The organism is Pseudonocardia oceanicola (genome assembly GCF_047200735.1).
In the GTDB taxonomy this organism is placed as follows: domain Bacteria; phylum Actinomycetota; class Actinomycetes; order Mycobacteriales; family Pseudonocardiaceae; genus Pseudonocardia.
Genome location: NZ_JBJZON010000007.1, coordinates 109,983 through 129,243, shown reverse-complemented (window position 1 = coordinate 129,243; position 19,261 = coordinate 109,983). Strand labels below are relative to the sequence as shown.

At 72.5% G+C, this 19,261-nt stretch carries 22 protein-coding genes and 1 tRNA gene; 8 read left to right on the top strand and 15 right to left on the bottom strand.

Annotated features, from left to right (window positions below; translation table 11 throughout):
• Positions 1-28: 28 nt before the first annotated feature.
• Together ACL02T_RS13090 and ACL02T_RS13085 are read left to right on the top strand one after the other, a co-directional pair.
• Positions 29-418 carry a hypothetical protein gene (locus ACL02T_RS13090; RefSeq protein WP_412830952.1) on the top strand — a complete coding sequence of 130 codons (390 nt, stop codon included), beginning with the start codon at positions 29-31 and terminating at the stop codon, positions 416-418.
• Positions 419-541: 123 nt separating this feature from the next.
• A complete protein-coding gene (locus ACL02T_RS13085) occupies positions 542-1,195 on the top strand; it encodes a class I SAM-dependent methyltransferase (protein ID WP_412830951.1) in 654 nt (217 codons plus the stop codon).
• A gap of 124 nt (positions 1,196-1,319) precedes the next feature.
• On the opposite strand, the gene ACL02T_RS13080 is transcribed toward ACL02T_RS13085, so the two are convergent.
• From ACL02T_RS13080 to ACL02T_RS13065, 4 genes are all read right to left on the bottom strand, one after another.
• A complete protein-coding gene (locus ACL02T_RS13080; RefSeq protein WP_412830950.1) occupies positions 1,320-1,973 on the bottom strand; it encodes a nitroreductase family protein in 654 nt (217 codons plus the stop codon).
• A 22-nt stretch (positions 1,974-1,995) separates the two neighbouring features.
• Positions 1,996-2,751: a decaprenylphospho-beta-D-erythro-pentofuranosid-2-ulose 2-reductase gene (gene dprE2, locus ACL02T_RS13075; RefSeq protein WP_412830949.1), complete on the bottom strand. Its 756-nt coding sequence runs from the start codon at positions 2,749-2,751 to the stop codon at positions 1,996-1,998.
• A gap of 31 nt (positions 2,752-2,782) precedes the next feature.
• Positions 2,783-4,147: a decaprenylphosphoryl-beta-D-ribose oxidase gene (dprE1, locus tag ACL02T_RS13070; protein WP_412830948.1), complete on the bottom strand. Its 1,365-nt coding sequence runs from the start codon at positions 4,145-4,147 to the stop codon at positions 2,783-2,785.
• 65 nt (positions 4,148-4,212) lie between these two features.
• Positions 4,213-5,631, bottom strand: a complete 1,419-nt coding sequence (locus ACL02T_RS13065) for a hypothetical protein (protein WP_412830947.1) — start codon at positions 5,629-5,631, stop codon at positions 4,213-4,215.
• Positions 5,632-5,776: 145 nt separating this feature from the next.
• Here ACL02T_RS13065 and ACL02T_RS13060 point away from each other — a divergent pair, with 145 nt between their 5' ends.
• The gene (locus tag ACL02T_RS13060) at positions 5,777-7,522 is read left to right on the top strand and encodes a DUF6311 domain-containing protein (protein ID WP_412830946.1); all 1,746 of its coding nucleotides are present in this window, start codon (positions 5,777-5,779) and stop codon (positions 7,520-7,522) included.
• Positions 7,519-8,112 carry a DUF1707 domain-containing protein gene (locus ACL02T_RS13055; protein ID WP_412830945.1) on the top strand — a complete coding sequence of 198 codons (594 nt, stop codon included), beginning with the start codon at positions 7,519-7,521 and terminating at the stop codon, positions 8,110-8,112. The genes ACL02T_RS13060 and ACL02T_RS13055 overlap by 4 nt, the downstream gene beginning before the upstream one ends.
• A 66-nt stretch (positions 8,113-8,178) precedes the next feature.
• Here ACL02T_RS13055 and ACL02T_RS13050 read toward each other — a convergent pair whose 3' ends face one another.
• The 6 genes from ACL02T_RS13050 to ACL02T_RS13025 all read right to left on the bottom strand — a co-directional run bounded on the left by ACL02T_RS13050 (position 8,179) and on the right by ACL02T_RS13025 (position 12,887).
• Positions 8,179-8,607 carry a GtrA family protein gene (locus tag ACL02T_RS13050; RefSeq protein ID WP_412830944.1) on the bottom strand — a complete coding sequence of 143 codons (429 nt, stop codon included), beginning with the start codon at positions 8,605-8,607 and terminating at the stop codon, positions 8,179-8,181.
• A gap of 35 nt (positions 8,608-8,642) precedes the next feature.
• Entirely contained in the window at positions 8,643-9,566 is a 924-nt protein-coding gene (gene glfT1 / locus ACL02T_RS13045; RefSeq protein ID WP_412830943.1) for a galactofuranosyltransferase GlfT1, read from the bottom strand.
• Positions 9,563-10,372: a galactan export ABC transporter ATP-binding subunit Wzt/RfbE gene (gene wzt, locus ACL02T_RS13040; RefSeq protein ID WP_412830942.1), complete on the bottom strand. Its 810-nt coding sequence runs from the start codon at positions 10,370-10,372 to the stop codon at positions 9,563-9,565. Before wzt ends, glfT1 begins: the two co-directional genes overlap by 4 nt.
• Before the next feature lies 1 nt (position 10,373).
• Positions 10,374-11,246, bottom strand: a complete 873-nt coding sequence (wzm, locus tag ACL02T_RS13035) for a galactan export ABC transporter permease subunit Wzm/RfbD (RefSeq protein ID WP_412830941.1) — start codon at positions 11,244-11,246, stop codon at positions 10,374-10,376.
• 75 nt (positions 11,247-11,321) lie between these two features.
• Positions 11,322-11,885, bottom strand: a complete 564-nt coding sequence (locus ACL02T_RS13030; protein ID WP_412830940.1) for a bacterial proteasome activator family protein — start codon at positions 11,883-11,885, stop codon at positions 11,322-11,324.
• Positions 11,886-11,903: 18 nt separating this feature from the next.
• On the bottom strand, positions 11,904-12,887 hold the full coding sequence (locus ACL02T_RS13025) for an NAD(P)H-quinone oxidoreductase (RefSeq protein ID WP_412830939.1): 984 nt from the start codon (positions 12,885-12,887) through the stop codon (positions 11,904-11,906).
• Positions 12,888-12,943: 56 nt separating this feature from the next.
• Between ACL02T_RS13025 and ACL02T_RS13020 the strand changes: the two genes are divergently transcribed.
• Positions 12,944-13,594: a GNAT family N-acetyltransferase gene (locus tag ACL02T_RS13020; RefSeq protein ID WP_412830938.1), complete on the top strand. Its 651-nt coding sequence runs from the start codon at positions 12,944-12,946 to the stop codon at positions 13,592-13,594.
• Between the two features lie 95 nt (positions 13,595-13,689).
• The gene (locus tag ACL02T_RS13015; RefSeq protein ID WP_412830937.1) at positions 13,690-14,040 is read left to right on the top strand and encodes a DUF2695 domain-containing protein; all 351 of its coding nucleotides are present in this window, start codon (positions 13,690-13,692) and stop codon (positions 14,038-14,040) included.
• A 6-nt stretch (positions 14,041-14,046) separates the two neighbouring features.
• Here the strand turns inward: ACL02T_RS13015 and ypfJ are convergent, their stop codons facing one another.
• The gene (gene ypfJ, locus ACL02T_RS13010; protein WP_412830936.1) at positions 14,047-14,991 is read right to left on the bottom strand and encodes a KPN_02809 family neutral zinc metallopeptidase; all 945 of its coding nucleotides are present in this window, start codon (positions 14,989-14,991) and stop codon (positions 14,047-14,049) included.
• A 192-nt stretch (positions 14,992-15,183) separates the two neighbouring features.
• On the opposite strand from ypfJ, the gene ACL02T_RS13005 reads away from it, so the two are divergent.
• Positions 15,184-15,675: a MarR family winged helix-turn-helix transcriptional regulator gene (locus tag ACL02T_RS13005; protein WP_412830935.1), complete on the top strand. Its 492-nt coding sequence runs from the start codon at positions 15,184-15,186 to the stop codon at positions 15,673-15,675.
• Between the two features lie 39 nt (positions 15,676-15,714).
• Positions 15,715-15,799, top strand: a tRNA-Ser gene (locus ACL02T_RS13000).
• Between the two features lie 126 nt (positions 15,800-15,925).
• On the opposite strand, the gene ACL02T_RS12995 is transcribed toward ACL02T_RS13000, so the two are convergent.
• The 4 genes from ACL02T_RS12995 to ACL02T_RS12980 form a co-directional block, all read right to left on the bottom strand.
• Positions 15,926-16,909: a protein rep gene (locus tag ACL02T_RS12995; protein WP_412830934.1), complete on the bottom strand. Its 984-nt coding sequence runs from the start codon at positions 16,907-16,909 to the stop codon at positions 15,926-15,928.
• 273 nt (positions 16,910-17,182) lie between these two features.
• The gene (locus ACL02T_RS12990; protein WP_412830933.1) at positions 17,183-18,307 is read right to left on the bottom strand and encodes a P-loop NTPase family protein; all 1,125 of its coding nucleotides are present in this window, start codon (positions 18,305-18,307) and stop codon (positions 17,183-17,185) included.
• A complete protein-coding gene (locus ACL02T_RS12985; RefSeq protein WP_412830932.1) occupies positions 18,308-18,616 on the bottom strand; it encodes a hypothetical protein in 309 nt (102 codons plus the stop codon).
• 258 nt (positions 18,617-18,874) lie between these two features.
• Positions 18,875-19,237 carry a hypothetical protein gene (locus ACL02T_RS12980; RefSeq protein WP_412830931.1) on the bottom strand — a complete coding sequence of 121 codons (363 nt, stop codon included), beginning with the start codon at positions 19,235-19,237 and terminating at the stop codon, positions 18,875-18,877.
• Positions 19,238-19,261: the final 24 nt, after the last annotated feature.

Below are 19,261 nucleotides of genomic sequence, written 5' to 3'. Positions count from 1 at the left end.
GAGGCGGCGGCTGGCCGAGCCGGCCCCGGTGCCGACGGTCGCGGCAGCGATCGACAGCGTCGCGGCGCGTCGCGACCCGGCGACCCGGGCACTGCCGGTCGTGCTCCCGCTGCCCCCGGTCGGGCCGCCGGCCCAGGCCCTTCCGGTGGTCGCGCGGCTCCCGGTGCGACCCGTTCCGGACGAGCCCCGCCCGGGCGACATCGGTCCCGGTCCCGTCGGCCCCGACGAGGTCAGCCCGGTGCAGCGGCTGCTCGGCACCCGCAACGCCGACCTCCGCTCGCCGCACCCCCGGCCCGCCGGGGAACTCGTCGGTGCCCACCTGGCCCGCGGCGCGCACCGGGTGAGGAACGCCCGGCCGCACGGGGCGCCGCACATCGCCGGCCAGCGGGGACCGGAGCGGCAGCGGCGCACGCGCTGATCGCCGACGCCGGAGAGCAGGGACGCCGGGGCAGCGGGGACTCCGGGGCAGCAGGGACGCCGGGGCAGCAGGGACGCCGGGGCAGCGGCGGGACGGGTCGCGGCCCGGTGCCACGATGCACCTGTGCACATCGAGCACCGGACGGACCATCCTGCTGAGCGAGAGCGTGACCGGCAGCCGCTGCGCTGGTACCTGAGGCTCGTCCTCCACTACGCGGGTCGCGGCCCGTACCTCGAGGTGGGTGGCGACGGTCGGCTGCTGCGTCGGCTCGCCGAGCACGGTCCGGCGTCCTCGGTGGCCTCGTCGCCGGAGAGGGCGGCCCGGGTCAGGGCGGTGGCCCCCGGCTGTCCGGTCCTCCCTCTCACCGACGTCCGCGGCGGCTCGTTCCGGTGCGTCGTCGCGATCGACGCGCTCGGAAACCCCGGCGACCGCGAGGGCGGGCCCGACGTCCGTGAGTGGAAGCGGGTGCTGGTCCCCGGTGGCCGCGCGCTCGTGGTGCTGCCCGACTCGGCCGGACGCGGCGCCCGGCTCACCGGCGACGCCGGTGCCCGGACAGGCGGCCGGCCCCACGCCGAATGGCGACGGCTCTTCGTCGACGCGGGTTTCTCCGTCCACCGCGAGGGATCCGACGGCCTGAGCCGCGGCCCCTACGGCCGGATCCCGACCTGGCTCGATCCCCGCACACTGCCGGCCCGGGTCCAGCAGGGACTCGGCACCCTCTTCCTCAACCCCGGCGAGGGCGAGGACAGCGTCTTCGTCCTCGAGAACCCGGGCTGATCGACACCGCCCTGCGCCGTCCGTGCTCGTCGACGACGCGAGGGCCCTCGCCGTCCACGGGCGGTGGGCGCTCGAGCCGGGACGTGTCGCCAGCACGGCGACCGCCGCTCGGTGAGCTACCTGCTCACCACCCGTCCACGTGCAGCACCTCGTCGAGCGGCTGCCGCGGGGCGGGCTTGAAGTCGGTCCCCTTGGTGTAGGCGACCGGCAGCAACACACCCTGCCTGACCGTCGGCGGGATGCCCAGGGCCTCGGCGACCTCGCTCTCGTAGCGGAGGTGGAGCGTGGTCCAGGCGCTCCCGAGCCCGCGGGCGCGCAGCGCGAGCTGCAGGCTCCACGCTGCCGGCAGCAGCGAGCCCCACAGCCCGGCCTGGTTGCCCGCCGGCAACTCCTCGGTGCCCGTCTCGATCGCGCCGATGACCAGCACCGGAACCTCGGCCATCACCTCGGCGAGGTACTCGGCGCTCGAGGCGACCCGCTTCTGCGTGGCCTCCCGACCGGCGTCGTCCGACGAGTGGTTGGCGGCGTAGCCCGCCGAGTTGCGGTACAGGTCGAAGGACCGCGCGTAGTGGCCGGCGACGATCTTCCGCTTGGCCGCGTCGGTCACCACGATCCAGTGCCAGCCCTGTTTGTTGCTCCCGCTGGGGGCCTGGAGCGCCACCTCGAGGGACTCGCGGAGGACCTCGAGCGGGACCGGGCGCTCCAGGTCCAGGCGTTTGCGCACCGAGCGCGTGGTGCTGAGCAGTTGGTCGGGGTCGAGCGGGAGCAACTGTGCCATGCTCCCGACTCTAGGGAAGGCCCTACAGCGGCAGCCTGCGGAAGATGGGGCGCGGGACGTGCCGGAGCGCCGACATCACGAAGCGGAGCGGGGCGGGTGCCCAGACCAGCTCCTGTTTGGTGCGCACCGCGTGGACGATGATCTCCGCGACCGCCTCCGGGGTGGTCGACAGCGGGGCCGGCTTGAGGCCCTCGGTCATCTTGGTGTGCACGAAGCCGGGCCGGACCACCGTGACGGTGACCCCGAAGGGCCGCAGCGCCTCGGTGAGGCCGGTGTAGAAGGCGTCCAGCCCCGCCTTGGTGGAGCCGTACACGAAGTTCGAGCGGCGCGCGCGCTCGCCGGCGACCGAGGACAGCGCCACCAGGCAGCCGTGGCCCTGCTGCTTGAGCCGGTCGCCCAGCGCCACCCCCACCGAGACCGCCGCGGTGTAGTTGACCTGCGCCAGCTCGACGGCCTTCGCGACGTCCGTCCAGGCCTCCTCGTTGTCCCCGAGCAGGCCGAACGCCACGATCGCCACGTCGACGTCACCCTCGGCGAAGGCCTTGTCGATCACGGCGGGATGGGTGTTCAGCGCGGTGGCGTCGAAGTCGACCGTCTCGACGGCGCAGCCCCTGGCCTCGAGCCGGGCCTTGGCGTCGGCCAGGCGCGGCGACGGCCGCGCGGCCAGCACGACGCGCATCGGCCGGTCCGAGGCGAAGGCCTCGACCGCGGCGAGCCCGATCTCCGAGGTCCCGCCCAGCAGCAGGATGCTCTGCGGGTTGCCCACGGCATCGATCACGACTCGCTCCGCTCGTTCCGGGTGTCGATCATCAGATGAGCTCCAGTCGTCGTGCGAGGTCGGAGGCGAAGACGCCCGCGGGGTCCACGGCGGCGCGCACCTTGCGCCACTCCTCGAGCCGGGGGTAGCCGCGCCGGATCGCCTCCGGCGTGGTCCGCGACTCCTTGGCCAGGTAGTGCCGGCCGCCGGCGTCGAGCACGATCCGGTCGAGCTCGTCGCACAGCTCGCCCAGGCCGGGCCCGATCGGGATGTCGACGCAGAGCGTCCAGCCGGGCTTCGGGAAGGACAGCGGGGCGCGGGTGCCCTCGCCGAACCGCTTGAGCACGTTGAGCGCCGAGACCTGGCCGGCGCCGGTCATCCGCTCCAGCACCGTGCGGATCACGTCGCCCCGGTCCAGCGGCACCACGAACTGGTACTGCAGGAAGCCGTGCGGGCCGTAGCCGCGGTTCCACTCGCCCGCGATGTCGAGCGGGTGCAGGAACTGCGTGATGTTCTGGATCGCGCCCCGCTTCGTCGGCGACTTGCGGTACCAGAGCTCGCTGAACAGCCGGCCGGTGAGGCGGTTGAGCATCCCGGGCGGGAAGACGTCGGGCACCGTCAGCAGCTGCGGTGCGTCGAACCTGAGCGGGTCCTTGCGCTGCTTCGGCCCCAGGTCCGCGAGCGTGGCGTGGTTGGCCCGGGTGAGCAGGCCGCGGCCGAAGTGCTCGCCGGTGGTCACGGCGTCGAACCAGGAGACGGACTCGGCGTACTTCTCGTCGTCCCGGGTCTGGCGCTCCATGAGCTCGGCCAGGTTGTCGATCTGCTCGGTGTCGACCTTGAAGTACGCGGTCTCCACGTGGTGCAGCTTCAGCCGTGCTCGCACGATCACGCCGGTCAGGCCCATCCCGCCGACCGTGGCCCAGAAGAGCTCCTCGTCCGGCCCGTCGGGCGTGAGCTCGCGGATCGAACCGTCGGCCAGCACGATCGTCATCGCCTCGACGTGGTTGCCGAAGGAGCCGACGACGTGGTGCGCCTTGCCGTGGATGTCCGCGCCGATCGCCCCGCCGATGGTGACCTGCCGCGTCCCGGGGAGGACCGGCACCCACAGGCCGAAGGGCAGGGCGCGGCGCATCAGGGTGTCGAGGGAGACACCGGCCTCGAGGTCGACGACGCCCGAGTCGGCGTCGATCGAGTGGATCCGGCCGAGCCCGGTCATGTCGAGCACGGTGCCGCCGGCGTTCTGCGCCGGGTCGCCGTAGGACCGCCCGAGGCCGCGGGCGATCACCCCGCGGCGCCCGGCGGACCGCACCGCGGCGGCGACCTCCTCCGGCGTCCGGGGCGTGATCACCGTGGCCACGGAGGGCGCCGTGCGCCCCCACCCGTGGAGGGTCCGGGTCTCGCTGGCTGGGCTGGTCATCGGGAGCCAGGCTACCGACGCCGCCGGGTGACACCCGTGCCGGCACCCGGGGCCGGTCGACACGGTCACCCGAGCCGGAACCGCTCCTTGCGCGCCAGCTTCGCGACCTTCCGGTGCACCGGGGCGTCGGCCACCGCGTCGAGGAGCGACACGAGGTCGGGATGACCACTGCGCACGCTCCCGCCGAGCAGGTCCAGCTGATCGGCCAGCGGCAGGCCTTCGAAGGCGATCTCGATCCCCCCGGACCCGGCCAGCGCACAGAGCATGTCGGCCGCGGCCAGCCGAGCTTCGTCCGCCGTGAGGTCGGTGGCCGGCTCCTCCACCGGTCGGGCTCCGGCCGGCAGGCGGTCGCCCAGGAGCCAGGCGGCGGCCCCCGCACCCCCGACACCACCGCGTGTGCGTGCCCCCCGCGCAGCCTCGGCGCCGTGCTCGCCGGTCCTGTCGAACACCGCGAGGGCGAGAGCGCGGTCCTCGGCCGTGGCGTCGGACCGGCCGAGGACCTCCCCCGCCTCCCGGGCGGCCCCTTCGGCTCCGCGGTGGTCGATCCAGCCTGCGAGGGCCGAATCGAGCGTCTCCGGGGAGGCGTCGGCGAGTGACCCGCACAGTCCGGGTAGGGAGTCGCGGACCATGTCCTCGACGACCGGCGCGGTGACCCCCTGCTCCACGAGCCGGTCGTGGACCGCCCAGAGTCCCAGCGGCGTCAGCGCGGCGACCCGGACATCGGCATCGCGACGTCCGGTGAGTTCGCGGATCTTCTCCTCGTGGTCCGTGTCGGGCGCCGGCCCGATGCGGAGGGCGCCGAGCGCCTCGGCCATACCCAGGGCATCGACCAGGGCGGCATGCCATTCGGCGCGCTCCTCGTCGACGAGGCCCGCCCAGACGGGAAAGCCGAGCATCCCCACCGGAGCCTGCAGCGTCGCCTCGGTCAGCAACTCGACCGGGACCGGTCCGCCGCCGGCGGTGTACAACGTCAGGTCGACGACCTCGGACATCGACGGCCAGTACCACCACACGCGAGGCCGGAAGCGGGGATGGGCGTCCCGGGCCTCGGCGATCCGACCGAAGGAGTCGAAGACGTGCCGCCAGAGCTCGAGGGGGCGGTGGCGGAGCGCGGCCCGACCCTTCACCGGGACCAGCCGACCCTTGAGAGTGCGGACCAGACCTGCCGCCCGCGCCCACCGCAGGAGCAGGTCGAGCCCGCACGCCTCCGGCTCGGCCTCGTCCGGGCGATCGAGCTCCTGCGCGATCTCCCGCGCCTGCGAGTCGTCGAGCCGGCCCGTCGGGTCGAGCGGTACGCCCGACCCGACCCACTCGATCAGCCGGACGAGTCGCCGGCAGACGAGGCTGGCTTCCGCTGCCGCGATCAGCTCCGCCGGTGGCGCGATCGACACCGGAGGCAGCCGTGGCGGCTCCTCGGGCACGTCCCACGGGTCCGCGGGATCGACGTTGCCGAGGCCGAGGAACCGGCCGGTCGCGCTCGTCACGCCGGGAGACTGGCACACCGGCATCGAGCGCCGGACAGCCGGGCGGTCGTGTCGCGGCCCGATCCTCGTGACACTGTCGATGCGGCTGCTCCCGGGCCGAGGGCGCCGGGCAGCGCCGCGGCCCACCCGTGCCACGCTTCCGCCCGTGTCCGCCCCGCCCGTTCCCGCACCCGCGGTCACCGTGCGTGCGGCGTGGAGCGGGTACGGGCACCTGGGCGTCGCGGCGCTGGTCTACCTCGCGGTCTCGCTGCTCCTGCAGCACGGCGCCCTCGGCGACTTCGCCGGGGCCGCGATCGGGCGGGTCCCCACCGATCCCACCCTCTTCTCCTGGTGGCTCGGCCACACCGCACACGCCCTGACCACGGGCGCGGACCCGCTGGTCACGGACCTGCAGCACTATCCGGTCGGGGTCAACGCGCTGTGGAACACCTCCGTCCCGCTGCTCGGGGTGCTCCTCGCGCCGGTGACGCTCACCGCAGGCGCGACGGCCGCGTTCAACACCGGGATGGTCCTCGGACCGGTGGTCTCGGGCGTGGCGGCGGCGGCCGCGCTCGACGGGCTCGTCCGGTCGCGAGCCGCGCGGGTCGTGGCCGGGGCGCTGTACGCCTTCTCCCCGTTCATGATCGCCCATCTGCAGGCCGGGCACCTCAACCTCGTGTGGGCGGTGCTGCCGCCGGTCCTGCTCGCCCTCGCCCACCGCCTGTTCGTCCGCGACCTCCGCCGGCCCTGGCTCCTCGGCGCCCTCACCGGGCTCGCGCTGGCACTGCAGGCCTGGCTCTACACCCAGACGCTCGCGATCGGCGTGCTGATGCTGGTCGTGCTGGCGGTGGTCCTCGCGGTCCGCTTCCCGGCCCGCGCCGCCGATCGGCTCCCCGGCCTGCTCAGGGCCGCGGCGTCGGGCCTCGTCGTGTTCGCCGTCGTCGCCGGGTACGCGGTGTACCTCGTCCTGGCCGGTCCCGCCCGGCCCCGCGGCCCGCTCCGCTCGCCGGAGTACGGCAGCGCCGACCTCGCCAACACGCTCACTCCCACCTGGTCGACCGCGCTCCGCCCCTGGCCGGCGCCGGCCGAGATGCAGGGCAACCTGGGTGAGCAGGGCGGCTACCTGGGCCTGGCCGTCCTGGTTCTGGCCCTCCTGGCCGTCCTGACGGGTGGCACCGCGGCCCGGGTCGCGGTGGCCACCGGCGTGATCGCCTGGCTCCTCGCGCTCGGTCCCCAGCTGTTCGTCGCGGCCGAGCCGGCCGGGCTTCCCCTGCCGTGGCGCGCCCTCGTGGAGGTGCCCCTGCTGGGCCAGATCGAGCCCGTCCGGCTGCAGGTGGTGGTCACGCTGGCCGTGGCGGTGCTGGCCGGTCTCGCGCTCGACCGGTTCCCGCGACCCGTCGCGCTGGTCGCGATCCTGGCCGCCGTCTCCTGGCTGCCGGCCGACGCCCAGCGCACCACCCCCGCCGTCGCCCCCGCGTTCCCGCAGCTCACGGGCCAGGTGGTCGAGTCCTGGCCGCGGATCACCAGCGACTGGTACGGCGGCGCCGACCCGCTGCGGGTGCAGCTCGCGTCCGGCTTCGGCTACCGGCTCACCGGCGGCTACTTCCTCGGGTCCGACGCCGACCACCCCGTGCTGATCGAGTCGCCGTGGAACCGCTACCAGGCCGGTGCGGCCTGGTCCGAGCTCGTCGCCGGGCCGTGGCGCGGGCTCGCGCCGCTCCTCCCGCCACCGGACGCCGACGCCGCGGCCCGCGACCTGCGCGCGACCGGCACGACCGTGGTCCTCGTCGTGCCGCAGCCGGGTCGCGACCCGGCCCCGGTCCTCGACTGGACCCGCCGGGTCACCGGGTCCGCGGGCTTCCCGCTGGAGGGGGCGTGGGCCTTTCCGCTGGCCGCTACCCTGCAGGGGTGACCGTTCCGCCCCGTCCGGAGTTGAGGATCTCCGACGCCGACCGTGAGCGTGCCGCCGCGCGCCTGCACACGGCGCTGGGCGAGGGCCGGATCACGGTGGCCGAGCTCGAGGAACGCCTCGCCGTGGTCTACGCCGCGCGCTTCGCCTCCGATCTCGTCCCGCCGCTCGCGGACCTCCCCGGCGAGCCGCTCGACGTCATGCAGCCCACCGCGCTGTCCACCCCGGTCGGCCCGCCGATGGTGCTGCGGACGGGGATGGGCCAGCTGCGGCGCACCGGTCGCTGGGTCGTCCCGGCGCGCCTGCGCGTGCACAGCACGATGGGCTCGGTGCTGCTCGACTTCACCGGCGCCGAGCTGACGCACCCCGTGATCGAGGTCGAGCTGGAGCTGGGCGCAGGTTCGGCCCGGTTGCTGGTGCCGGACGCCTCCAGCGCCGACGTCGACGGCCTGGTCGCGGTCATGGGCACCGTCCGTAGCAAGGTGCCGAGCGTGGCCCGTCCCGGCGCACCCCATTTCCGGGTCTACGGCCGCGCGGGCATGGGTTCGGTGACCGTCCGGCGGCGCTACCGCCTGGGTGGCTACAGCTTCTGATCCGACGCCGCGGTCGCGCCGGTCGCAGCAGGGTCGTGCGGTCGTGGGGGCTGGGGTGGTCGGCTCTCAGCGAGCCCGGAACACCACGGTCCGCAGCATCACGAAGTTGATCGCGGTGGCGGTGCCCTGCGAGATCACCCAGGCGATCGACGCCTTGAACCCGATCTCGGGCAGCAGGTAGAGCGCGAGCGCGTTCACGCCGACCGCGATGCCGAAGGTCGTGGCGTAGAGCAGCACGAACCCGGCCAGCCGGTCCCGGCCGCCCGCGGCGTCGGCGAAGGTGAAGCGCTTGTTCAGCAGGTAGGCGGTGGTGGTGCCGCAGACGAAGCTGATCGCCCTGGCGAGCCAGGTGGGCGCGTCGAGCGCCAGCAGCAGGTGGTAGATCCCGAAGTCGACGGCGGCGGACAGCACACCGACCACGGCGAACCGGACGAGCTGGCCGACGAGCCCGTGGCCGGCGCGAACAGGGGTGGCCTCGGGCTCGGTCGCGGTCACGCGTCGAGGGTACCGAGGCCCGCCCCGGCCGGCGTTCAGGGGGCGCGGTGGAAGCGCTCGGCGCGCCCCTGGTTGAGCAGCCGCAGCCAGTTCCGGAACCCGCGCGGGTCCTTCTTCGTGACGAGGAAGTACCAGGCGAAGCGGGGCAGCTCCAGCAGCCCGATCCGGCGCATCCCCGGCTGGCTCATGAGGAAGCCGCGGTTGCGGTAGGTGTAGTACCGCTTCGTCGGGTCCTCGGGGTCCTGCGCGTGCAGCCGCCCGCCGAGCATCGGCTTGAACTCCTCGCCGCCCTGCGGGTGCAGGTAGGTGGCCTGCAGTGCGGTGCCGAACGGCAGCCCGGAGCGCAGCATGCGGCGGTGGGTCTCCACCTCGTCCCCGCGCACGAAGAGCCGCAGGTCCGGCACGCCCACGACGTCGAAGGTCGACGCCCGGAACAGGGCCCCGTTGAAGAACGACGCGATGCCGGGCAGCAGGTCCTGGTCGCCCTCCGGGTCGGCGGCGAGCAGGGCGGGGCGGGTGCGGTGCCAGGTCAGGCCGCGGCGGAGGGGGAACGCGAGGCGCTCCGGGTCCGCCTTGTCCGCGACGACCGGCGAGACGGCGGCGAGCCCGCGCCGCTCGGCCAGGTCCAGCAGGGTGGCGAGGGCGGACTCGTCGCCGGCGTGCCCGTCGTCGTCGCCCAGCCAGATCCAGTCCGCCCCCAGGGCGAGCGCGTGCAGGATGCCGAGCGCGAACCCGCCCGCGCCGCCGAGGTTGTGCCAGGACGGCAGCCAGGTGGCGGGCACGCCGCAGGCCTCGACGACCTCCCGAGCCGGCCGGTCCGGGCCGTTGTCGACGACGACGAGGTGTGCGAGCGGGTGGGTCTGCTTGGCCAGCGCGGCCAGCGAGTCGACCAGCAGTTCGCTGCGGTGCCGGGTGACGACGACGGCGACGACCGACCCCGGGGGGAGCGCGTCGCTCACGAGGCGGCGTCCTCGTGGGCCGGCTTCTGCAGGCGGCCGTGGACGGGGTGATCGGCGAGGACGTCGCGGCCCTTGTAGTGGTGAAGCACCTCGCGCAGCGGCCCGTACTCGCGGATCGTGCCGTGCTCCATCCAGATCGCGGTGTCGCACAGGTCGGCGAGGAACTCGTCCGAGTGCGAGGCGAAGACGAGGATCCCGGAGCGCTCCACCAGCTCGTTCAGCCGGTTGCGGGCCTTCGCGAGGAACTCGGCGTCGACCGCGCCGATGCCCTCGTCGAGCAGCAGGATCTCGGGATCGATGCTGGTCACGACGCCGAGCGCGAGGCGCACCCGCATGCCCGTGGAGTAGGTGCGCAGCGGCATGGACAGGTAGTCGCCGAGTTCGGTGAACGCCGCGATCTCGTCCACCCGAGCTTCCATCTCCTTACGGGTCATCCCGAGGAAGAGGCCGCGGATGATGATGTTCTCGAGGCCGGAGATCTCCGGGTCCATGCCGACGGCCAGGTCGAAGATCGGCGCGACCTTGCCGCGGACGGCGGCCCGACCCCGGGTGGGCTCGTAGATGCCCGACATCAGGCGGAGCAGCGTGGACTTGCCGGCGCCGTTGTGCCCGACGAGCGCGACGCGGTCGCCCCTGCGCAATGCGATCGTGATGTCCCGCAGTGCCTCGATGATCGGCACCTTGGCCTCGGTGCCGATCCGGCCGCCCGCGCGCCCGAGGACGGACTTCTTCAGCGACCGCGTCTTCGCGTCGAAGATGGGGAAGTCGACGCAGGCGGCGTCGAGGTCGATGCTCGGCTCGGTCATCTCACACCCAGTACGCCACGCGGGCCCGGTAGTTGCGCATGCAGATCAGGCCGACGGCCCAGCCCACCACGGTGATGGCGAGGACGACGTACCAGTACCGCCACACGGTCTCCTGGCCCAGCAGCGGCCGGCGCAGGATCTCCAGGAAGTGGAAGACCGGGTTGAGCTCGACGAGCCGGGCGCGCTCCTGCACCGCCGGGTTGTCGCCGAGGATGTCCACGGACCAGACGATCGGGGTCAGGTAGAAGATCAGCTGGACGACGCTCGCGATGATCGGCGGGATGTCCCGGAACCGGGTGGCGAGGATGCCCGACAGGATCGCGATCCACCCGCCGTTGATCGCCAGCAGCGCGAACGCGGGGATCGCCAGCAGCAGCGACCACCCCAGCGGGTGCGGGAACACGATCATCAGGACCACCCAGATGACCAGGTTGTGCAGGAAGAACAACGTCTGGCGCCACACCAGCCGGTAGACGTGCAGGGACAGCGGCGCCGGGAGGAACTTGATCAGCCCCTCGTTGGCGATGAAGACCTCGCTGCCCTCGAGGACACAGCCGGAGACGAAGTTCCAGATCAGCAGCCCGACGGCCACGTGCGGCAGGAACTCCGCCAGCGAGACCTGGAACAGCAGCGAGTACAGCAGCCCCAACCCGAGCGCGATCACGCCCATGCTGATGCTGATCCACAGCGGGCCGAGCACCGAGCGCCGATAGCGCTGCTTGATGTCCTGCCAGCCCAGGTGGCCCCACAGGGCGCGCTGCTGCCACCCCTGACGCAGGTCCCCGAACGCGCGCGCCCAGCTCCGCGAGCCGGGCGCGTCGGCGATCACCGGGCGCGCCCGCCCTGCGGTGCTGTCGTCCACGGTCACGGCCACCCGATGAGGGTACCCACGGGGCGGTGATCGGCCGCGAGCGGTGGGAGACCCGTCGCGACCTGCGCGGACACCGGCCTACAGGTACTGACCGGTGCCGCGCCCGCCGCCCTCCGGGACCTGCCCCGGCAGCTGGCCGCCGATGCCCGGGGGGAGCCCGCGACGCATCTGCTCCAGCTGGGCCCGCGCGGCCATCTGCTGGGCGAACAGCGCGGTCTGGATGCCGTGGAACAGGCCCTCCAGCCAGCCCACCAGCTGCGCCTGGGCGATGCGCAGCTCACCCTCGCTCGGGGTGGCGTCCTCGGTGAACGGCAGCGAGAGCCGGTGCAGCTCCTCGCGGAGCTCCGGGGCCAGGCCGTCCTCGAGCTCCTTGATCGAGTTCTCGTGGATCTCGCGGAGCCGGGCGCGCGAGGCCTCGTCGAGCGGGGCGGCACGCACCTCCTCGAGCAGTTGCTTGATCATCGTGCCGATCCGCATGACCTTGGCCGGCTGCTCGACCATGCTGCCGACGCCGCCCTGGTCGCCGTCCTCGTCGTCGGCCTGGCGGATCTCCGACTGCGGCACGCGGGCCATGCCGACCGGGCGCCCGTCGGGCCCGATCACCATGACCTGCTGCTGGCCGTCGTCCTCTGGTGCCGTCATGACCCCCATCATGCCCGCCTACTCGGCCACCAGCAGCAGCTTGCCCACCACGCCGCCCGCCTCGAGCGTGCGGTGCGCCTCCGCGGCCTGCGACAAGGGGAAACGGGCGTGCACGATCGGCTTCACCCGGCCGTCGCCGAGCATCGGCCAGATCTGCTCGCGCACACCGCGCACGACCGCGCCCTTGCCGTGCGGGCCCTCGACCGGGCGGCCGCGCAGCCCCATGGCGGTGACGCTGCCCCGCTTCGCCAGCAGCGCACCGATGTTCATCTCGGCCTTCACGCCGCCCTGCATCCCGATGATCATCAGCCGCCCGTCGGACGCCAGCGCGGCCAGGTTGGCCTTGAGGCCCTTGGCACCCATGTTGTCGAGGATGACGTCGGCGCCGTGGCCGTCCGTCGCCTTCTTCAGCTCCTCCGGCACGTCCGCGTCGTAGTCGATCACGATGTCGGCCCCGAGCTCACGGCAGACGTCGAACCGGGCCGGGTTGGCGGTGGCGGCGACGCGGGCGCCGAGCGCCTTCGCGACCTGGATCGCGTGCGTGCCGATCCCGCTGCTGCCGCCCTGGACGAGGAAGGTCTCGCCCTCGGCGAGCCCCGCGCGGTCCACGACGTTGGACCACACCGTGCAGGCGACCTCGGGCAGGCCGCCGGCCGTCTCCAGGTCCACGCGCTCGGGCTGCGGCAGCAGCTGGGCGGCCGGGACGACGACCTTCTGCGCGTACCCGCCGCCGGCCAGCAGTGCGCAGACCTCCTCGCCGACCGACCAGCCCGTGACCCCCTCGCCGAGCGCGGCGACCCGACCCGAGCACTCCAGCCCGAGGATGGCCGACGCCCCGGGTGGAGGCGGGTAGTTCCCCTGCCGCTGCAGCAGGTCCGCCCGGTTGACGGCCGTGGCGACGACGTCGAGCAGGACCTCGCCGGGACCCGGCTCGGGATCCTCGACCTCGGTCCAGCGCATGGTCTCCGGGCCGCCCGGCTCCGCCACCGTGATCGCGTACATGCCCGTGGACGCTATTCCGTCGTGGCCGCGGACGCAGTCCGGCAGGCTGGTGCGCCATGGTGGAGACGGTCCGGCACTGGCCGCAGCGCGATCTGGTCCTGCGCACCCCGCGGCTCGAGCTCCGCCCCGACGACGACGCGGGCCTGGCCGAGCTGGTCGAGGTCGCCTACGCGGGCGTCCACCCGCCCGGGCGGATGCCCTTCCTCGTCCCGTGGACGGACGCCGATCCCCGGTACATGGGCCGCGGCACGCTGCAGCACTTCTGGGCGGAACGGGCCCGGTTCGCGCCCGACGCGTGGGCGCTGCACTTCCTGGTGCGCCACGGGGGCCGGGTGATCGGCGTGCAGAGTCTGACGAGCACGCAGTTCGCCGCACGCCGCGAGGTCGACTCCGGCTCCTGGCTGGGCTTGGCCCACCAGGGCCGCGGGTTCGGCACCGAGATGCGCGCGGCGATCCTCGGCTACGCCTTCGACCACCTCGGGGCCCGGTACGCCCGCTCCGACGCCTTCGCCGACAATGCCGCCTCGCTGCGGGTGTCGGAGAAGCTCGGCTACGTGCGCGACGGGATCTCGATCGCCGCGCCGCGCGGGGAGCCGGTGAAGAACCTGCGGATGCGGTTGACACCCGAGCGGTTCGCGCGCCCGGGCTGGACGCTGGTGGTGGAGGGGCACGGCCCGGAGCTTGCCGGACTGCTCGGCGCGGCGTGAGGAGTTGTCCACAGGACCCGGATCCTGTGGACGACCCGGTGTCGATCCCGGCCCGGACCGCTCCGAGCGTCGGTGCCGCGGCCGAGCGTGCGGCCATGACCACCCACGGCCGCGAGCCGAACCCCGAGCGGACCTCCTCCCGCGCCCCCTCCGCCTCCTCGCCCGCCTCCTCGCCCGCCTCCTCGCCCGCCGCCTCCTCCGCCGGCCCGGTCTCGGCCTGGCAACGGGTCCTCTGTGTGGTGCTGGGGATGGGCGCCGGGCAGGTCGACGCGCTGCGCAGCCGGCTCGCGGCCGGACTGGTCCGGCGCGAGTGCGACGGTTCGCTCCGCGAGGTGCAGCGCTGGGCTCGGATCCACCGCGTGCCCTGGGATCCGCTGGAGGGCGGCCTGCGCACGCTCGGCGCCCGGTGCGACTGCGAGGCGCTGGAGGTCGTGGAGCGGGAGTGACCTCCCTCAGCCCAGGCTGTTCGTGCCGAAGGTGTCGCAGCGCGCGGGGTCGCCGGTGCGGTAGCCGGTGGTGAACCACTTCTCCCGCTGGGCCGAGCTGCCGTGCGTGAACCGGCTCTGGTCGACGCGGCCCCCGCCGAGGTTGCTCTGGATGTAGTCGTCCCCGATGCGGGAGGCGGTGTCGAGGGCGGCGGCCACGTCGGCGTCGGTCACGTCGGTGATCAGCGGCCGGCCGGTGGCGGTCGGGGTGGTGGTGGCGTGGTTGCCCCACACCCCGGCGTAGCAGTCGGCCTGCAGCTCCAGCCGCACCGAGCCGGAGGTCGGGCCGCTGTCGCCGGCGCGGACCCGGCCGTTGGTGCCGAGCAGGTTCTGGATGTGGTGGCCGTACTCGTGCGCGATCACGTAGGCACGGGCGAAGGGGCCGCCCTCGGCGCCGAACCGCTGCTCGAGCTCCTGGAAGAAGGTGAGGTCGATGTAGACCTCGGAGTCCGCCGGGCAGTAGAAGGGCCCGACGTCGGAGGTCGCGCCGCCGCAGCCGTTCGTGCTGACCTGGCCGGAGAAGAAGTTGGTGCGCGGCGCGGTGTAGGTCTGTCCGGCGCGGGCGAACGCGTCGGACCAGTAGCCGTCGAGCGAGTTGACCACCGCGGTCACCTCGCAGTCCAGATCGGAGTTGGCGTCGGCGCCGGTGCGGCAGCTCTGGGCGATCTGCGTGTTGTCGGCGCTCTGGCCCGCGGGCAGCCCGGACAGCCCGCCGGGCGGCGCGAAGCCGCCCGAGGTCCCGCCACCCCCGCCCAGGGAGGAGAGCACGAAGAAGAGGAGCAGGCCCACGATCCCGAGCCCGCCGCCGCCGAGCGCGACCCGGCCGCCGAGCGCGCCGCCGCCACCACCGCCGGAACCGCGCAGGTCGTCGATGTTCGACGTGTCCAGGTCCGCGTTCTCGTCGAACCGCATGCGTGCTCCTCCTCCGATGCCCGGGGCGGGTGACCCGCGGACCGACGCGAAGATCCCACCACACCCGCGCAGTCGGGTCGACACGACGCGAGCCCGACCGAGCGAAGGCCCGCGTGCGGCCGCGAGGTGGGCGGATGCGAGGTGGGCGGATCACGGGACGGGCACCGCGGAGTCCCCAGTAGTGTGCGGACTGTGACGGATCACGCGTCGGCCGACCCGGAGGCCTCCTCCACCCCGTGGCTGGACGAGGGGGAACAGCGGTTCTGGCGGGCGTGGATCCTCTCCTCGACCCTGCTGGAGAACCGGTTGAACCGCGACCTCCAGGAGGCCCACGGCCTCTCCCACGGGGACTACGGCGTGCTCGGCGTGCTGTCCGAACAGGAGGGGCACCGGATGCGGATGAGCGTGCTGGCCGAGATGCTCGCGCTGTCCAAGTCCCGGCTGTCGCACCAGGTATCCCGGATGGAGAAGGCGGGGCTGGTCCGCCGGGACGGCGACGTGTCCGACGGCCGCGGCATCTTCGCCTGCCTCACCCCGCACGGGCACGAGCGGCTCGTCGCCGCGGCGCCGACCCACGTCACCGGGGTCCGCAAGTACGTCGTCGACCTGCTCGACACCGAGGAACGGGCCCAGGCCGCCGTCTTCCTGGAACGCGTCGCCGCTCGCCTCCGGGACTGCTCGTAGCGGCAGCCCCTCCCGGGGCCAGCCGCTAGGCTGCCCGACGGAAGCGTGGCAGAGAGGCCGAATGCACTCGCCTTGAAAGCGAGAGACACGAGAGTGTCCGGGGGTTCGAATCCCTCCGCTTCCGCAACGTCCCTGCTCACGGGGCTCTTACAGCCCCGGACGATAGCACGGTGAAGATCACTGGGACAGTCGTTGTGCACTCGCCATCGAAGTTCTGACCGGGCGGTCAGACGGGTTTCAAGGCTCCGGGCTACGGGGTCTCCTCGGCGAGCCTCCGGGGACTCCTCGCCTGATTCGGCCGCTCTGCCACGCAGCGGTACGACAACCCACGGGACAGGAGCCAGGACTCAGCGGCAGGAATCCCGCCGATCTCCACGGCGTCGAGAAGGTCCGCAACATCGGTCCTGACGGCCTCCCAGGCGTCACGAGGAATCACGATCATGTCCTCGCCGCCCTTGTCCTCTGCGGCGATTTCCTCGTCCGTCTTCTCCCGGTGAAGCCCTGCCCACGCTCGGAGATCCCGGGACCACGTGAGCTGTCGGCGGCCGTGAGACACCCGCTCCCACGTCCACCAGAGTTCAACGTCGTCGGCTAGCCCGGTCGCGAGAGCGTCACGGAGGATCGCGAATGGGGATCTATTGCCATTTCTAGCGTCCTTCGCAGACGGAGCCGTGATCTCGGCGGTGATCTTCGCGATGTAGTCGGAGACCTGTTCGATTGAGTCGGCGGTCATCCGGACCGGCCGGACGTCCAGGCCCCCACGATCGGCGACGGCGGAGAGACCGATCTTCGTTAGCTTCCGCTCCCACCGGGCGAACATCCGATCCCCGAGTGCCCACATCATCTCCGGAGACGTCGGACCGTCGAGAGCGACGACGACGTGAGTGTGGACGTGCCACCCGGCAGGGCCGTGCGTGACCTCCACCGTCCGGACCCACCCGAGGACCCCGAACCGGTCCTGATCGTCCTTCCACCCTCGTCCGGTCGTCACAGCCCCCCACGCGGCCGTCAGAGCGTCCCAGAGATCCGACAACCGGTGACCCCGGTTGTGCCGCATCGTCAGCGTCACCAGAGCGGCAGAGCCACCCTCAGCGGCTACGGCGGTGAGGACGTGGGCGACATCCGCCGACCGCTCCGCACCGATCTTCCGGGCACAGACCGGGCACGCCCACGGAGACCCGCACGACTGAAGCCCCGAGAGACCCGCTCGGCGACCCTCGTCGGTCTCGGACACCCGGACGACAGCGCCACCCTCCGACGTGTGCGCCACCCGCCCACAGTTCCGGAGCCTCGGAAGGTTCGTCAGCTCCCACAACCGGGACCGCCACGCCATAGCCTCACGACGCCGCGACCGCCGCTGAACCTCCCGGGAAGGGTTCTCCGCAGTGGTACTGAACCTCCCGGGAAGGGTTCTCCGCAGTGGTACCAAGCGGCGGCTTCGCCGCCGGGCCGACCGCCCCGCTTACGCCTCCGGCGACGCGGGCGGCGGCCACGCTCTGAGCCGTCATCACGCGGCCACCCGGGAGACATACTCCGCGTACCCGCCGACCCACGGACCTCGGACACGGGAGAGCGGACGACCGGGAGCGGAGAGCAGAGCGACCCCGGGGACCTCGGACGAGTGGCGCGCCGCTGTCTCGGTGTCAGCGTCGGTGTGCAGGAGCCGTACGGCGTCGAGGTTGTCGACCCGGAACGAGAGCCGTAGCGAGCACTGGGCGCGCTCGTTCGCCCCGATGATTCCGGCCTCGGCGCGCTGGGCGACGAGGACCAGGCGGAAACCCGCCTTACGTCCCTCGGAGAGCAGACGGGCGACGAGGGCACGCACCCGCTTCGCTTGCTTCGCGTCCAGGGCGTCAAGCCACCGGAGAAGACCCGGATACTCCTCTAACACGAGGAACAGGAGCGGGAATTCCGGGGTGATATCGAGGACATCTTTATCGTGCGGAATGCTCGCGACTCGGTTATCCATTTTGGCGACGGCCTCGGAGAGGAACCGTTCAATGGCGTCGGGGTCCTTTAGTCCGAGGAGGGAACCGGACTCGAACGGCCGGAGCAGAATCCCGGACGGGTCGATACCACCGATAGTGAGCGGGAATCCCGCCCGGTTACGGTCGGAGAGCTGGGACAGGAACGCGTAAAGCCACGCGGATTTACCCGAGCCTGTGGAGCCCTGGACGACGATGTGACCGGTACGGGACACAGCCTCGGCAACCCGGTTGCCATCCTCGTCCCGAGCGATCACGATGGGTGCGTCGAAATCCTCGGCGGGACCCGGGAGCGGGTACACGTCCCCGAGGGGGTCCGAATCGAGAAGGGTCACGATGACCCACTCCCCGAGCCCTCGGGGTTCCACTCGCAGGCTGTAGGCCCCCAGGTGGGGTGCCAGACGCGCGGCGGCGGCTCGGATGTCCTGGGCGGTCATACCGGGCTGTAGACGCACGGTGAGCCGCCGAGGAGGTCCGAGGACAACGAAGGTGACCGCCGGGGGGATCACGGTGGGGCCGGTGACGGTGTCGACGGTTCGGACCAGACCCGCACCCTCGCACGCTCGGTTCCATGCTCGGACGATCGAATCGGCTTCATACGCGTCCACCTGGTCCTGTAGAGCTGCCTCCTTCCACCTCCCGAACACCTAAGCCGCCTTCCGGTCGAAGAGGGGAATAACGTTGGCAATCGGGTGCGACGAGGTATCCGGAATCGGGTCCTCGGCGGGAAGGTCCACGATCACCACCTGTTCGGCGGGGTCGTGCCCCTTCGCCCACGGAACGGGACGCCGGTACAGCGTCACTCGGAGCCATCCGCGATCACGCGGGACGAGGAAGACGGCGATATAGCCGCACAGCATCGCGGCGAGAACTAGCGAAATGTGAACGGGCGCCAGGGACCAGACCCATACGGCGAAATCCCACAACCGGGCGAGAATCCAGCCGATGACGGACACAAGTTCTCCTCTCAGACGTAGGAAGGGACCGGCCCCGGGCACAATGGGGCCGGTCCCGAGGGGGAGCGGACTAGTTCGCGGCGGTGTAGATAGCTGTCGAATCACCACGGTCTACGTGGAGATCTACGCCCAATCGGCTTGCGACGAGAGCGGCAACGGCCTCGGCACCGTCATGCATCGTCCCGGCGTCTGTCCGGCGAGGAGGCGCATTGCGGTACGCCTCCGACAACTCCTCACGAGTGACGGTGACGGATGCCATCACGCGGCCTTCGCAGCCGGGACGCCCTCGATACCGTCGGCTCGCATCGAAAGGGCGACGCGGCCGGTGGAACGGTCCGCGTACGGGACGGCGACGAGGTTCACGAACCGAACAGGCTTCCAACGGTCGGACTTCGGCTCATCCCACGAAGCGACACGGACACCAACGACCTCCGCCCGATCCGCGTCGGGATCGTCCACGAGGACGTCAACGACCCACACGGGAACGCCGTTCTCGTCCTTAGCCTGATTTCCGGACCGACGGCGCTGACCGTCGGCGAGTTCGACATACTCAGCGCGAGCGGCAGCCTTACCGGTACCAATCAGGGTCACGCGGTTCTGGTCAACGGGAATGGTTCGCATCTCTGTTTCCTCTCGTGTGTGTTG